This is a genomic window from Mesorhizobium sp. L-2-11 (genome assembly GCF_016756595.1).
Lineage (GTDB): Bacteria > Pseudomonadota > Alphaproteobacteria > Rhizobiales > Rhizobiaceae > Mesorhizobium.
In genome coordinates this window covers 2,026,097-2,040,905 of the sequence record NZ_AP023257.1, presented here as the reverse complement: position 1 = coordinate 2,040,905, position 14,809 = coordinate 2,026,097, and the positions used below count along the sequence as shown (strand labels likewise).

General features: G+C 63.4%; 11 protein-coding genes. 10 read left to right on the top strand and 1 reads right to left on the bottom strand.

The annotated features are described in order from the left end of the window. The first annotated feature begins 62 nt into the window (after positions 1 to 62). From JG739_RS09790 to JG739_RS09780, 3 genes are all read left to right on the top strand, one after another. Positions 63 to 1,367 carry a DUF6638 family protein gene (locus tag JG739_RS09790; protein ID WP_202366284.1) on the top strand — a complete coding sequence of 435 codons (1,305 nt, stop codon included), beginning with the start codon at positions 63 to 65 and terminating at the stop codon, positions 1,365 to 1,367. 50 nt (positions 1,368 to 1,417) lie between these two features. Further along, the gene (locus JG739_RS09785) at positions 1,418 to 2,560 is read left to right on the top strand and encodes a DUF2333 family protein (RefSeq protein ID WP_202366283.1); all 1,143 of its coding nucleotides are present in this window, start codon (positions 1,418 to 1,420) and stop codon (positions 2,558 to 2,560) included. Positions 2,561 to 2,973: 413 nt separating this feature from the next. Then, the gene (locus JG739_RS09780; RefSeq protein ID WP_202366282.1) at positions 2,974 to 4,653 is read left to right on the top strand and encodes a formate--tetrahydrofolate ligase; all 1,680 of its coding nucleotides are present in this window, start codon (positions 2,974 to 2,976) and stop codon (positions 4,651 to 4,653) included. 307 nt (positions 4,654 to 4,960) lie between these two features. Here JG739_RS09780 and JG739_RS09775 read toward each other — a convergent pair whose 3' ends face one another. After that, on the bottom strand, positions 4,961 to 5,608 hold the full coding sequence (locus JG739_RS09775) for a cysteine hydrolase family protein (RefSeq protein ID WP_202366281.1): 648 nt from the start codon (positions 5,606 to 5,608) through the stop codon (positions 4,961 to 4,963). A 129-nt stretch (positions 5,609 to 5,737) separates the two neighbouring features. Here JG739_RS09775 and JG739_RS09770 point away from each other — a divergent pair, with 129 nt between their 5' ends. The 7 genes from JG739_RS09770 to JG739_RS09740 all read left to right on the top strand — a co-directional run bounded on the left by JG739_RS09770 (position 5,738) and on the right by JG739_RS09740 (position 14,805). Continuing rightward, positions 5,738 to 6,724: a helix-turn-helix domain-containing protein gene (locus JG739_RS09770; protein ID WP_202366280.1), complete on the top strand. Its 987-nt coding sequence runs from the start codon at positions 5,738 to 5,740 to the stop codon at positions 6,722 to 6,724. 354 nt (positions 6,725 to 7,078) lie between these two features. Next, positions 7,079 to 7,540, top strand: coding sequence for a DUF4126 domain-containing protein (locus JG739_RS09765; protein ID WP_202366279.1), 462 nt, complete (start codon positions 7,079 to 7,081; stop codon positions 7,538 to 7,540). Then, on the top strand, positions 7,537 to 8,913 hold the full coding sequence (locus tag JG739_RS09760; RefSeq protein ID WP_202366278.1) for an FAD-containing oxidoreductase: 1,377 nt from the start codon (positions 7,537 to 7,539) through the stop codon (positions 8,911 to 8,913). Before JG739_RS09765 ends, JG739_RS09760 begins: the two co-directional genes overlap by 4 nt. 121 nt (positions 8,914 to 9,034) lie before the next feature. After that, positions 9,035 to 10,105: a succinylglutamate desuccinylase/aspartoacylase family protein gene (locus tag JG739_RS09755; RefSeq protein ID WP_202366277.1), complete on the top strand. Its 1,071-nt coding sequence runs from the start codon at positions 9,035 to 9,037 to the stop codon at positions 10,103 to 10,105. Positions 10,106 to 10,404: 299 nt separating this feature from the next. Beyond that, positions 10,405 to 12,594 (top strand): anthranilate synthase, encoded by a 2,190-nt coding sequence (locus JG739_RS09750; RefSeq protein ID WP_202366276.1) that lies wholly within the window; start codon positions 10,405 to 10,407, stop codon positions 12,592 to 12,594. Between the two features lie 28 nt (positions 12,595 to 12,622). Then, positions 12,623 to 13,552, top strand: a complete 930-nt coding sequence (locus tag JG739_RS09745; RefSeq protein ID WP_202366275.1) for a cation diffusion facilitator family transporter — start codon at positions 12,623 to 12,625, stop codon at positions 13,550 to 13,552. Positions 13,553 to 14,040: 488 nt separating this feature from the next. Beyond that, positions 14,041 to 14,805: an SDR family NAD(P)-dependent oxidoreductase gene (locus JG739_RS09740; RefSeq protein ID WP_202367397.1), complete on the top strand. Its 765-nt coding sequence runs from the start codon at positions 14,041 to 14,043 to the stop codon at positions 14,803 to 14,805. Positions 14,806 to 14,809: the final 4 nt, after the last annotated feature.

Below are 14,809 nucleotides of genomic sequence, written 5' to 3'. Positions count from 1 at the left end.
AACACCCCTCATCCGACCGAGCTTCGCTCGGCCACCTTCTCCCACAAGGGGAGAAGGGATAGATGAGCCCTGCCAAAAAACCCGACCTTTTGCGCGAGAACGAGCTGATCTATGGCCGGCTGCTGACCATCGACGAGCCGCATCTGATCCAGCGCTACAACAAGGCTTTGGTCGCCTTCGGCCTGAAGCCGACGAAGCTGAAGAGTTTCGAGATCGACCGCACCGGCTTCTCGCCTGAGGTGGCCGAGGAATGCGGCGACTACAACTACCTCGATCCCAACGGGATCAACCGTCGTTTCATCATCCTGACGCCGTCGCAGGTCGACCTGCCGGTGGTCCACACCGCCTTTTCCAACACCTCGCAGCTGATGTTCGAGTTCATGACGACAAACCAGCGCGCCATCGACGCGCTGACCATCAAGGATGTCATCTATGGCGAGATCGAGGATTCGGTCCCCAAGGTCGACGACATCGAGGACCTGCTGTCGATCAACCAGGTCGAGTTCAAGGTTCTGTCGGCGGAGGACGTGCTCGGCAAGGCCGCCGAACTCGGCAAGCTCGTCGACCGGCTGAAGCAGGAGCCGGACGCCTGGCGCGACAGCGCCATGCTCACCCGCATGGTCGAACTGGCCAAGATCTGCGGCGACATCCGCGAGAACGCGCTGGTGCCGGATCAGGTGATCTTTCGCCACAGCGCCTATTGGACCAGCCATTTCGGCGGGCTCTATGTGTTCATCGACCCCGACATGACGACGGTGATCAGCGACCCGGCAGCCCCCGGCTTCCGCCGCTCGCGGCCGTGGCAGGTGAGCTACCTCTCGATCAACGATGCCGACAGGGTGTTCAAGTTCCTCGCCGTGACCGGCCGCATCGAACTGCCGCGGGCCTCGTGGATCGAAACATCGGGCTATCTCGAGCACCGCGCCGAAATGGTGGTGCGGGCGCTGATCCGCGCCGCCGAGCCCGACCGCAATCTGACCGGAGTCGACAAGGTCTGGCTGCAGACCTGGATCCACAGCCATGCCGACCTGATCACCAGGGACGGCAATTTTCCTTTTCTCAACGCCGCCAAGCGCGAGATCGCCCACCTTGGCTATCTCAAGATCGAAGACGTGTTCCCGCAGCAGCGTTTCCTGACGATCCGGGCCAAGCCCGGACATCCCGACGCCTGGCTGACCAACCAGCTGATCTCGGATTTCGTGCCGCAGGATTTCGTCTCGCGCTACGTCTTCAACAAACCGGGTTTTTACAAGGACTATGACGGCTTCAGCGACGCCTGGCGATCGCATGTTGTGGACGTTCTGAAAACCACATATCTGAAAGACAAGGTGGCGTTTCGCACACGCCTCTACGGTCTTACCGATTGAATGCCTAACCTTATCGAAATCTTGGCTGACTGACGAGGGGTGACATCGCCATGCTTGATCCGATCGTGAATTTCTTCACACGGATATTCCAGTGGATCGGCCGCGGCATCGGCTTCGCCGTCGGCGTGATCCTGTGGCCGTTCATGTGGGCCGGGCGCTGGTATACGCAGCGCGGCTGGATCCTGAAGGCGGTGCTCGGCCTCGCTCTGCTCATTCTGATCGGCCTCTACGGCTATTTCATCTGGAACACGCAGGTCTGGAGCAATTTCAATCCCGCCTATGCGGAAGCATATAAATTCACGCAGCCGGCCGGAACCGCGCCGGCGCAGCCCGCTCCCTCCGCCACCGGGGAAACCGCTGGCGTCGAGGGAGAGGTCAAGACCTGCACCAACTCTGCCATTGTCCAGGTTTCGGCCGATCTCATCGATTTCAACGTCAACGAGAACGCCTGGATCTCGTCGATGATACTCTACAAGCTCGGGTTCTTCGGCATGGACTGGGACCGCACGCCGTTTCTCGACAACAAGGCCTCCTTCCAGCGCGGGGTCAATCAGGCGATCCGGCGCACCGCGGTCGAGCTTGTCGATACGCTGGGCCGCGTCCGCGGCACCAGCCAGATCGACCAGAATCTGCAGGATGCGCGCGGCGCCATCACCTTCGACGAGGAAACCTGGTATTTCGGCTTCAGGCCCTTTGGTCCGAAAACCCCGACGCCGAGTTTTTATCGCACGGCGGCAAACAGCCTTCGCGCCTTCAACGACCGGCTCATGAAATGCGAGGTGGTCTTCAACGCGCGCGCCGACAATCTGTTGCAGTTCGTCGACCGGATCGCGAGTGACATAGGCTCGACGTCGGACCTGATCCGCGACCGTTCGCAAAACTTCAACAGCGGCTGGTTCGACACGCGCGCTGACGACCGCTTCTGGTTCGCCTACGGCCAGCTCTACGGCTATTACGGCATCCTGACGGCGGCGCATCACGACTTCCAGCAGATCCTCGACAATCGCGGCCTCACGCCACTGTGGAACAGCGTTGAAGGCCAGCTCAAGGCAGCGCTCGCCATCCAGCCTCTGATAATCTCCAACGGCCGCGAGGATGGCTGGATCATGCCCACCCACCTCACCACGATGGGTTTCTATGTGCTTAGGGTAAGATCGAACCTGGTCGAGGTCAGGTCCGTCCTGGATCGGTGAAGAAGCGATTGGTGAAAGACGCCGTGGCTTGAAATCACCGCTGCCGTTTGTCGCGATCGGCAACGAGCCGACGCAGCACCAGATCGGAGCATTCTAGCTCGACCGCTCGAAGCCGACCGGCGCTCGAACCCTGTCGCATTCCGTGCATTCCGCGGCTGTTTTGAGACGGCAGGACGGCGCGTGCTCTGGCTTCTATACGGCGCGACAACCGGGCGCGAAGATCCGGAACAGGTCGACCGGGAAACAGACTGCCGTCTTTCTCTAGAGGAAACATAGTTGCATGCAAGTTGACGCCACGGCAGCGACAGGGGTAGAACGTGCCCTCGCCTGCAATACCGGGCTGTTTCGAACAGGCTTGCGACCACACTGATCAAACCCGTCCCCTCCACCGTCCAATCCAGAGGAAAGCCGCCATGGCCGAAGTGAAGTCCGACATCGAGATCGCGCGCGCCGCCGACAAGAAGCAGATCCAGGCGATCGGCCAGAAGATCGGCATTCCAAGCGAGCATCTTCTGCCTTACGGCCACGACAAGGCGAAGATCTCGGCCGAGTTCATCAAGTCGGTGAAGGCAAACAGGGATGGCAAGCTGATCCTCGTCACCGCCATCAACCCGACGCCGGCCGGCGAAGGCAAGACGACGACGACGGTGGGCCTCGGCGACGGTCTCAACCGCATCGGCAAGAAGGCCATCGTCTGCATCCGCGAGGCCTCGCTCGGGCCGAATTTCGGCGTCAAGGGCGGCGCTGCCGGCGGCGGTTATGCGCAGGTCGTGCCGATGGAGGACATGAACCTCCACTTCACCGGCGATTTCCATGCCATCACCACGGCGCATAATCTACTTTCGGCGCTGATCGACAACCACATCTACTGGGGCAATGAGCTCGGCATCGACATCCGCCGCGTCGTCTGGCGCCGCGTCATGGACATGAACGACCGCTCACTGCGCGAGATCATTTGCTCGCTCGGCGGCGTCGCCAACGGCTTTCCGCGCGAGGCTGGCTTCGACATCACCGTCGCCTCGGAAGTCATGGCGATCCTGTGCCTCGCCACCGACCTGAAGGACCTGGAAAAGCGCCTCGGCGACATCATCGTCGCCTATCGCCGCGACAAGTCGGCCGTCTACGCCCGCGACCTCAAGGCCGACGGCGCCATGGCCGTGCTGCTCAAGGACGCCATGCAGCCAAACCTCGTGCAGACGCTGGAGAACAACCCGGCCTTCGTCCATGGCGGCCCCTTCGCCAACATCGCGCATGGCTGCAACTCGGTCGTTGCCACCACGACGGCGCTGAAACTTGCCGACTATGTTGTCACCGAAGCCGGTTTCGGTGCCGATCTCGGCGCCGAAAAATTCTTCGATATCAAGTGCCGCAAGGCTGGCCTGAAGCCGGCGGCCACGGTTATCGTCGCCACCGTGCGCGCCATGAAGATGAATGGCGGCGTCAAGAAGGAAGATCTCGGCAAGGAGAACGTCGAGGCGGTGAAGAAGGGCTGCGCCAATCTCGGCCGTCACATCGAGAATGTCAGGCAGTTCGGCGTGCCTGCCGTGGTCGCCATCAACCATTTCTATTCCGATACCGATGCTGAAATCAGGGCGATGAAGGACTACGTCGCCTCGATGGGCGAAGAGGCGATCCTGTGCAAGCACTGGGCCCACGGCTCGGCCGGCATCGAGGAACTCGCCAACAAGGTGGTGACGCTGGCCGAATCCGGCTCCTCGCAGTTTGCGCCGCTCTATCCCGACGCCATGCCGCTGTTCGAGAAGATCAACACCATCGTCCAGCGCATCTATCGCGGTTCCGAAGCGATCGCCGACAAGTCGGTGCGCGACCAGCTCCACGCCTGGGAGCACGCCGGCTACGGCAACCTGCCGGTCTGCATGGCCAAGACGCAATATTCGTTCTCGACCGATCCGAACCTGCGCGGCGCGCCGACCGGCCACACCGTGCCGGTGCGCGAGGTCAGGCTGTCTGCCGGCGCCGGCTTCATCGTCGTCATCTGCGGCGAGGTCATGACCATGCCCGGCCTGCCCAAGGCGCCGTCTTCGGAGAAGATCTTGCTGAACGAGATGGGTCAGATAGAAGGCCTGTTCTGAGGGCTTGCTGCCCCTCACCCATGCCTCAGCTTCGGCGACTGGCCAGCGCGTCGACCAATTCTCAATGTCGGCGCCGCCCCTCATCTGCCTGCCGGCATCTTCTCCCCGTGACCGGGGAGAAGGGGCTGGCCGCAACCTCGGCACCCATTCTGTAACGCTGTAGATTGGCGAAATCGGCGATGACGGCATCTTTCTCCCCGTCACTATACGGGGAGAAATGCCCGGCAGGGCAATGAGGGGCGGCGCTGATTTCAACAATTGTCCTTAGTGAAGGAAACGCGGGAGACGCCTGAACATCTAAGTTCGCCTAAGCGGCGTTGCGTGCCAGCGCGCGCTGGTTGGAAGCGTAGATCGTGTCGCGTTCGGGCATCGTGCCGTTGTTCAAGCAGTCGATCCATTCAGCAGTCTTGAGAACAGCGGCAAAGCGCGACTGCAGGATAATAGTCACCACGCGATGGATGTCCTCGGCCGAGGCGTAGCCGGCGCTGTTGGCATAGGGCAACGACCCCGTTGCATCCGACAAGAACTCAACCGCAAAGCCCATATGGACAGCGTGGATGACCGTCGACAGATCGCAATTATGTGTCATGTAGCCGATGACCGCAATCGTATCGATAGCGTTGGCGCGCAGCCACGCCTCGAGATCGGTGCCGGTGAAGGCGCTGGGCAAGGTCTTTTCGATGTAGTGGTCACGGTTTCGCCTCGCGATCTCGGGATGCAATTCGGCGCCATGGCTGCCCTTGGCGAAGACCGGCGACGTTTCCGGCGCCAGCTGCTTGACGACCACCACCTCGACGCCCGCCTCGGCCGCCGCGTCCATGGCGCGCGCCACATTGGCGACGGTGTCGCGGAAGGGCGGGTGCGTGATGGCGAGATTGCCGCCGTCATAGTCGTTCTGAACGTCGATGACGATGAGGGCACGGCGTGGCGCCTTGCCTTTGGCTGATTCCGACATGGAGTTTTCCTTTCCTGTTTGACATTGATGGGTCGATGATAGGCTCGGCATCGGGCCGCAAAAGTGTCCCGATTGACATTGCTCGAAAGAATTGGGACAGTTCGAACCTAACCCTCATTGGTGCTCAGCATGGCCGATCCGATCGTTGCCGCCATCGCCTTCGATGGCATCAGCCCGTTCCACCTTTCCGTCCCGTGCCTCGTGTTCGCAGAGGATCGCACGGCTCTCGGCCTGCCGCGCTTCGACTTCCGGGTCTGCGCGATTGAGAACGGGCCGATCCGCACCGATGCCGGGCTGACCATCAGCGTCGCGTACGGGCTTGCCGCGCTTGATGGCGCCGACATCGTCATCGTGCCTAGCTGGAAGGAGCTCGAAGTCCCACCGCCGGCGGCACTGATCGAGGCGCTGCGTCTCGCGCACCAAAGGGGCGCGCTGATTGTCGGATTGTGCCTGGGAACGTTCGCGGTTGCGGCGACCGGATTGCTTTCTGGGCGGCGTGCCGCGACGCACTGGGCCTACACGGATCAACTGCAGGCGCTCTATCCCGACATTCTCGTCGAGCCGGAGGTGCTGTACATCGACAATGGCGATGTCGTGACCTCGGCCGGTGTCGCCGCCGGGCTCGATTGCTGCCTGCATATCGTGCGAGCCCGCTGCGGGGCCGAGGCGGCGTTGCGCCTCGCTCGGCAAATCGTGCTGTCTCCTCACCGGCAGGGCGGGCAGGCGCAGTTCATAGAACGCCCGATCGCCAGGACCGAAAATGCGGACCGCTTCACCCAGGCGCTCGACGCGGTGCGCAGGACGCTGGGCCAGACGCACAGTCTGGACAGGGTCGCCGACGCCGCCGGCCTCACCCGCCGGACATTCACGCGCCGCTTCCAGAAAACAATCGGCACCAGCTTCGGCGACTGGCTGATCGACCAGCGCGTCGCGCTGGCGCAACAACTGCTGGAAGTAACGGAAAAATCGATGGACATGATTGCCTTCGAGGCGGGCTTCGGCAGCGCCACATCGCTGCGCCAGCACTTTGCGGCGCGGCTCAGAACCACGCCGGCGCAGTACCGTCGCGAATTCTCGAAGAACGCTCAGGAACGCGTGGCGCACGCGCCGAGGTGAGGCAATCGCTTCAGGTTTGCGCTGCCCCTCATTGCCCTGCCGGGCATTTCTCCCCGTATAGAGACGGGGAGAAAGACGCCGTCTCCGACGATTTCGCCACCTGTCAGCGTCGCAAAAAGAGGGCGCCGAGGTTGCGGCCAGCCGCTTCTCCCCGTCACTATACGGGGAGAAGATGCCGGCAGGCAGATGAGGGGCGGCGCCGACGCCGAATTGCCATCCAACTGGCCATCTTTTCTCGGCTCTCGATCCTGCGCTCGCTTCGGGTCCCTTCTGCTACGCCTCTGGTCAAATCCATAAGCTGTGCTAGCCTGCCCTGGCTGGGCTGTCCCAGGCGGTGTGTTCGAGGGGTCAATCATGCTGTACATGCTTGCGCTTCTGATCGGCGTCGTTGCCGGCCTTCGCGCCATGACTGCGCCTGCCGCCGTTGCCTGGGGCGCCTGGCTCGGCTGGCTGCCGGTCGCCGGAACCTGGGCCAGCTTCATGGGCCACTGGATCACCGTCGGCATCTTCACCATCCTGGCCATTGCCGAACTGATCACCGATCAGTTGCCGTCGACGCCGAGCCGCAAGGTGCCGCAGCAGTTCGGCGCGCGCATCGCTGTCGGCGCCTTCATCGGCGCGGTGATCGGCGCCACCGGTGGCGCCACCGTCGGCGGCCTGATCGCCGGTGCCATCGGCGCGGTGATCGGCACGCTCGGCGGCGCCGAGCTGCGCAAACGCCTGGCGCTGGCTTTCGGCAAGGACCCGCCCGCCGCCTTCATCGAGGACGCGGTGGCGATCGTCGGCGGTCTGCTGATCGTGGCGGCCGTGGCATGACGGCAAAGCCATTCGACGCCATCATCATCGGCGCCGGACAGGCCGGCCCGCCGCTCGCCGGCCGGTTGACCGCGGCCGGCATGAGCGTGGCGCTGATCGAGCGCAAGCTGGTCGGCGGCACCTGCGTCAACACCGGCTGCATGCCGACCAAGGCCATGGTGGCCAGCGCCTATGCCGCGCATCTCGCCCGCCGCGCCGCCGACTACGGCGTGACGCTCTCCGGTCCGGTCGGCGTCGACTACACGGCGATCAAGGCGCGCAAGGACAAGGTGACGAACGACGCCCGCGGCAATCTCGAGAGCTGGATTGCCGGCATGGAGAGATGCACGCTTTATCGCGGCCATGCACGCTTCGAGACGGCCGAAACCGTGCGCATCGGCGACGAGCTGCTGAGCGCCGAAAAAATATTCATCAACACCGGCGGCCGTGCCTCGGTGCCTGATCTGCCGGGCGTCGACGACATTCCGTTCCTGACCAACTCGTCGATGATGAATCTCGACGTGCTGCCGCGTCATCTCGTCGTCGTCGGCGGCAGCTACGTCTCGCTCGAATTCGCGCAGATGTTCCGCCGTTTCGGATCGGAGGTGACGGTGATCGAAAAGAGCCCGCGGCTGATCGGCCGCGAGGACGAGGATGTCTCGGCCGCCATCCTGTCCATCTTCGAAAACGAAAATATCGCCGTCCATCTCGGCGCCGACGACATCAGCTTCGCCAGGCAGGGCAACGAAATCGCCGTGACCTTCACCGCCGGCGAGGCGCCGGCGGTCGGCTCACATGTGCTGCTGGCAGTGGGCCGGACGCCCAACACCGACGATCTCGGCCTCGACAAGCCCGGCGTCGCGGTCGACAAACGCGGCTTCATCGTCGTCGACGATCAGTTGCGCACCAGCGTGCCCGGCATCTGGGCGATGGGCGACTGCAACGGCAAGGGCGCCTTCACCCACACCTCCTACAACGACTACGAGATCGTCGCCGCCAATCTGCTCGACAACGACCCGCGCAAGGTGAGCGACCGCATCGAGGCCTATGCGCTCTATACCGACCCGCCGCTCGGCCGCTGCGGCATGACCGAGGCAGCGGTCAGAAAGTCCGGCCGCCGCGCGCTGGTCGGCCAGCGGCCGATGACCCGCGTCGGCCGCGCCGTCGAGAAAGGCGAGACGCAAGGTTTCATGAGGATCCTGGCCGATGCCGACACCAACGAAATCCTCGGCTGTTCGGTGCTCGGCCCCGGCGGCGACGAGGCGATACACTGCGTGCTCGATCTGATGTACGCCAAGGCGCCGATCAGCACGCTCGCGCGGGCCATGCACATCCACCCCAACGTCTCGGAACTTCTGCCCACCATAGCCCAGGAATTGAAGCCGCTGGCATAGGCCGGGCCGCGTTGGACCAGTATGTCCATCGGGCCCGGCCGGTCTTGCGCCCATGGCGCAGCAGACTGGACCAATCGACAGCGTATCGGCGAAGGGGCATGTGTGTTCCTGGAGGCGTATCATGCAGAAATCGATCGAGCGTATAGTCGGCGACAGCGAGGGCGTTTCCTACGAATTCCCGGTCTTCCGCTTCCAGGGGCTCCGCTTTGACGGCAGCGACAAGGCCGCACCTTCGGCCTATCTGCAGGCGGCACTGCATGCCGGCGAACTGCCGGGCGTCGTCGCCATCGACACGCTGATGCCGATGCTTGAAAAGGCCGAAGCCGAAGGCCGCATCAAGGGCAATATCACCATCGTGCCGCAAGCCAATCCGATCGGCCGCGCCCAGTATCATTTCGGCGAGCACCAGGGCCGTTTTCACTTGGGCACCCGCACCAACTTCAACCGCGGCTTTCCGCTGCTGGCCGCGCCTGACGTTGAATTGTTGCCCGACACCACGCTTGCCACTGCCGATCAGCGGCTGAAGAGCCGGCTGCTGCAGCTGTCGATCGGCCACGACATCGTGCTTGACCTGCACTGCGACGACGAGGGCCTCGCCTACCTCTATGTCCATGCCAGCCTGTGGCCGGCCATGGCGGATTGTGCAGCGGCCATGGGCGTAGATGCGGTGATCCTGTGGGATGAAGATACCGACGGAACCTTCGAAGGCGCCTCGATCACGCCATATCTGAACCTCCCTGCAGAGGTGGCGCGTTTCGACCGGCGCGTCGCCACCACGGTCGAGTATCGCGGCATACTCGATGTCGACGGCACTTTGGCCGGCGCCGATGCCGAAGGGCTCTATCGGCTGCTGGTGGCGCGCGGCGTGATCCTGGACCAGGCCTTGTCCACGCCCGGCAGCTTCACTGGTACCGTCGCGCCGCTCGAAAACATCGACATGATGCCGGCGCCGCGGGCCGGCGCGGTCCTCTACGAGGTGAAGCCCGGCGACCGTGTGGCAAAAGGCGCGCTGCTCGCCACCATCGTCCATGCGCCGGGTGAAGCCGGCGGCCGCACGCAGGTGTTCGCGCCGCAGGCGGGCATCATCCTGACACGGCGTTCCCGGCGCATCATCCGCGCCGGCGAAGATCTGCTGAAACTGGTCGGCGACAGGAAAAGCGCCGATGCACGGTCGGGAACGCTGGAGGATTGAGAGCCTCATGCCCTTTTCCATGCCCTCCCCCGTCTCCATGCCCTTCATTGAATCCAGTTGCGCGGCCGTGCAATCGCCGCTATTGGAATCGCCATGAACATGCGTTCGATCAAGACCGTTTGGTGGTGGGCTCGCTGACAGCGGCCTGTTCGAACGCGTGCGCGTGAAAAATAGAAGGTGGCCGCAACGGAATGTCCGGGCGGCCATTTGTTTTTTAAAGCCAAGCCCCGGGTCCGTTGCCCCCAAGACGCTGATAGAGCCAAGTCGCTGAAATACCCAAGACGCTGATGGAGACGGCAATGACGACGAAAATTCTGGAGAACGGGGCGGAGCGCTTCGTCACGGCGGGTGGCGTGACGATTACCCGCGAGCGCCATGACCGGCCTTACCAAGGCGCGATCGACTTCTATGTCGACGGGCTGAATTCACGCCGTGGCGCCGTGTTTTCCTCGAATTACGAATATCCCGGCCGCTATACGCGTTGGGACACCGCCATGATCGACCCGCCGCTGGTGATCTCGGCGCGCAGCCGCGCGATGCGCATCGAGGCGCTGAACAGCCGTGGCGAGGTGCTTCTGCCGGTGATCGGCAAGGCGCTCGGCAGCCTTGACGACGTGACGATCGCCGAGACGTCGAAGAGACTGATCCGCCTCGACGTGGCCAAGCCTGCCCAAGTCTTCACCGAGGAAGAACGCAGCCGCGTTCCCTCCGTCTTCACCGTGCTGCGCGCCATCACCGCTCTGTTCAAGACAGAGGAAGACGCCAATCTTGGCCTCTACGGCGCCTTCGGCTACGATCTCGCCTTCCAGTTCGATCCGGTCGACTACAAGCTCGAGCGCCAGCAAAGCCAGCGCGACCTGGTGCTGTTCCTGCCCGACGAGATTTTGGTCGTCGACCACTATTCGACAAAAGCCTGGACCGACCGCTACGATTATTCCGGCGATGGGTTTTCGACGCAGGGATTGCCGCGCGACGAAATCGTCGAGCCGTTCAGGACCGCCGACCGCATCCCGCCGCGCGGCGACCATGAGCCCGGCGAATATGCCAATCTGGTGCGCAAGGCGATGGAGAGTTTCAAGCGCGGCGACCTGTTCGAGGTGGTGCCCGGCCAGATGTTCTACGAGCGCTGCGAGACACCGCCCTCCGACATCTCCCGCAGGCTGAAGGCCATCAACCCCTCGCCCTATTCCTTCTTCATCAATCTCGGCGAAGGCGAATATCTGATCGGCGCCTCGCCCGAGATGTTCGTGCGCGTCAACGGCCGCCGTGTCGAGACCTGCCCGATCTCCGGCACGATCAAGCGCGGCGGCGACGCCATTTCCGATAGCGAGCAGATCCTGAAGCTGCTCAATTCGAAGAAGGACGAATCCGAGCTGACCATGTGCTCGGACGTCGACCGCAACGACAAGTCGAGGGTCTGCGACCCGGGCTCGGTGCGCGTCATCGGCCGCCGCCAGATCGAGATGTATTCGCGGCTGATCCACACCGTCGACCATATCGAGGGGCGGCTGCGCGAAGGCATGGACGCCTTCGACGCGTTCTTGTCGCATGCCTGGGCGGTCACCGTCACCGGCGCGCCGAAATTATGGGCTATGCGCTTCATCGAGCAGAACGAGAAGAGCCCGCGCGCCTGGTATGGCGGTGCGATCGGCATGGTCAATTTCAACGGTGACATGAACACCGGCATGACGCTTCGCACCATCCGCATCAAGGACGGCATCGCCGAGGTGCGCGCCGGAGCCACGCTGCTGTTCGACAGCATTCCCGAGGAAGAAGAAGCCGAAACCGAATTGAAGGCATCCGCCATGATCTCCGCCATCCGCGACGCCAAATCAGGCAATGCCGCCGACACCGAACGCGCCACCGCGCGCGTCGGCGACGGCGTCAACATCCTGCTGGTCGACCACGAGGACTCCTTCGTCCACACGCTGGCCAATTATTTCCGCCAGACCGGCGCCAATGTCTCGACCGTGCGCACGCCGGTGCCGGACGAGGTCTTCGACCGGCTGAAACCCAATCTGGTCGTGCTGTCGCCCGGTCCCGGCACGCCGAAGGATTTTGACTGCGCCGCCACCATCAAGCGGGCCCGCGCGCGCGACCTGCCGATCTTCGGCGTCTGCCTCGGCCTGCAGGCGCTGGCCGAAGCCTATGGCGGAGAGCTGCGGCACCTGCACGTGCCGATGCATGGCAAACCGTCGCGTATCCGCGTGTCGAAGCCGGGCATCATCTTTTCCGGCCTGCCCAAGGAGGTGACGGTCGGCCGCTATCACTCGATCTTCGCCGATCCGGTGCGGCTGCCCGACGGCTTCGTCGTCACGGCCGAGACGGAAGAAGGCGTCATCATGGCCTTCGAGCACAGCAAGGAGCCGATCGCCGCGGTGCAGTTCCACCCGGAATCGATCATGACGCTCGGCCACAATGCCGGCATGCGCATGATCGAGAACATCGTTGCGCACCTGCCGCGCAAGGCCAAGGAAAAGGCGGCTTAGCTCCGGTTTCGGCGGCCGGAAGCAATCGATGACCGCTATTGAGTCGAAAAACGCCGCCAGGCGCAAGGTCGCCAGCCTCGCCTTCTGGTCGATAGTCCTCGCCTTCGTCGTGCTCGGCCTGAAGCTGGCGGCCTGGTACGTCACCGGTTCCGTGGCGCTCTATTCCGACGCGCTGGAATCGATCGTCAACGTCATCGCCTCGGCCGCCGCCTATTGGGCGATCCGGGTCAGCTACAAGCCGGCCGACCAGGATCATCCGTTCGGCCACCACAAGGCCGAGTATTTCTCTGCTGTGCTGGAGGGCGTGCTGATCGTGCTGGCAGCCCTTCTGATCCTCAACGAAGTGTGGTGGTCCCTGCGGCATCCCGTCCCGCTCGAACAGCCATGGACCGGCCTCGCCATCAACGGCGTCGCGACGGTGATCAACGCCTTCTGGGCCTTGACGCTGATCCGTGCCGGGCGTGCCGAGAAGTCACCGGCACTGGTCGCCGACGGCAGGCACATCATGACCGACGTGGCGACCTCGGTCGGCGTGTTCATTGGCCTGGTCGGCGCCGTGCTGACCGGCTGGCAGGTCGTCGATCCCGCTCTCGCCGTCATCGTTGCGCTGAACATCCTGTGGCAAGGCTGGCACGTCATCGGCTCGTCGATGAACGGTCTGATGGACCGCGCCGTCGACACGCAGGAGCACATGCGCATCCGCGACATCATCTCGGCCAATTGCAAGGGCGCGCTGGAAGTCCACGATCTGAAGACGCGGATTGCCGGCCGCGCCACGTTCATCGAGTTCCACCTGGTCGTCGACGCCGACATGTCGGTAGGCGCCAGCCACATCATCTGCGACCGCATCGAAGATGCGCTGAAGGCAGAAATCCCCTCGGTGCGCGTCACCATCCATGTCGAGCCCGACGACGAGGCAAAACTACCCAAGGGCACGACGGCAGTGCCGTTCGCGTGAGGCCTGGACACCGGCTTCCCTGCCATGACATCAAGAACGTCGAGCCGGTGCAGAACATCTATGTCGGAGGGACAGCACCCCCCTCTGTCCTGCCGGACATCTCCCCCGCAAGGGGGGAGATCGGCAGCTTCATTTGGCGGCTCTAATTTCCAACGCTCAAGATTAGCGAAGGCCGGGATGACGACCAATCTCCCCCCTTGCGGGGGAGATGTCCGGCAGGACAGAGGGGGGTGGGAAGGATCGCTGCCGGCGCCGGTTTCCGAACCGGGGATCCGGATCGTCACAACTGTAGCTCTGCCTGCGTCATCAAACTTACCGAATTGCAGCGCCAGAGCTACGCCTATTTGCGGTCGAAAACCTCTGCGGACTTGAACATCAGCACGGCGAGGCTCTACGAAGAGCAGGAGAGTCCCGGAGGAATAGCCGTGCCAGCCACCACAACCGCCCCTAAATCCGCCCCTGTTAATTCCGCCCTTGTCACCCCCACTTTGGTCATCCCCGACCTCGCCGGCAAGGCGGTGCTGATCACCGGCGCTTCGACCGGCATCGGGGCGGCACTTGCACTGGCCTACGCCGCGCAGAAATGCCGCGTCGCGCTGCATTACAATTCAAGTCGGGCGGCTGCCGAAAACCTGGCCAAAACCATCCGCAACGGCGGTGGCGAGGTATTCCCGGTCCAGGGCGATTTCTCGATCGCTGCCGATGTCGAGCGCGTCGTCGAGGACAGCGCGCAACATTTCGGCCGGCTCGATGGCCTGGTCAACAATGCCGGCGGCATGCTCGGCCGCGTGCCTTATGCCGAACTGACCGAGGCGCATTACGACGCGGTGATGGACCTCAACGCCCGCTCCGTGCTGACCGCATCACGCAAGGCGATGCCATGGCTGAAGCGCCAGGGCGGCTTCATCGTCAATACCTCGTCGATCGCCGCGCGCAATGGCGCCGGCGGCGGCGCCGGCCTTTATGGCTCGGCCAAGGCCTTCGTCTCCAATGTGACCCGCGGCATGGCCAAGGAACTGATCGGCTTCAACATCCGCGTCAACGCGGTGGCGCCGGGCACCATCGCGACGCCTTTCCATGAGCGCTATTCGACCGAGGAGCACATGAAGGCCATGGTTGCCACCATCCCGCAGGGCCGCGCCGGCACGCCGCAGGACTGCGTCGGCGCCTATCTGTTCCTCTCGTCCGCCCTGTTGAGCGGTTACATCACCGGCCAGGTGATCGAGGTGAACGGTGGCCAGTTGATGCCGTGAGCGG

Bases quoted from the DNA above. Each gene is read 5' to 3' on its own strand.
- JG739_RS09760 (WP_202366278.1), top strand. From the start codon at position 7,537: ATGACGGCAAAGCCATTCGACGCCATCATCATCGGCGCCGGACAGGCC.
- JG739_RS09750 (WP_202366276.1), top strand. From the start codon at position 10,405: ATGACGACGAAAATTCTGGAGAACGGGGCGGAGCGCTTCGTCACGGCG.
- JG739_RS09755 (WP_202366277.1), top strand. From the start codon at position 9,035: ATGCAGAAATCGATCGAGCGTATAGTCGGCGACAGCGAGGGCGTTTCC.
- JG739_RS09765 (WP_202366279.1), top strand. From the start codon at position 7,079: ATGCTGTACATGCTTGCGCTTCTGATCGGCGTCGTTGCCGGCCTTCGC.
- JG739_RS09770 (WP_202366280.1), top strand. From the start codon at position 5,738: ATGGCCGATCCGATCGTTGCCGCCATCGCCTTCGATGGCATCAGCCCG.
- JG739_RS09745 (WP_202366275.1), top strand. From the start codon at position 12,623: ATGACCGCTATTGAGTCGAAAAACGCCGCCAGGCGCAAGGTCGCCAGC.
- JG739_RS09775 (WP_202366281.1), bottom strand. From the start codon at position 5,608: ATGTCGGAATCAGCCAAAGGCAAGGCGCCACGCCGTGCCCTCATCGTC.
- JG739_RS09790 (WP_202366284.1), top strand. From the start codon at position 63: ATGAGCCCTGCCAAAAAACCCGACCTTTTGCGCGAGAACGAGCTGATC.
- JG739_RS09785 (WP_202366283.1), top strand. From the start codon at position 1,418: ATGCTTGATCCGATCGTGAATTTCTTCACACGGATATTCCAGTGGATC.
- JG739_RS09780 (WP_202366282.1), top strand. From the start codon at position 2,974: ATGGCCGAAGTGAAGTCCGACATCGAGATCGCGCGCGCCGCCGACAAG.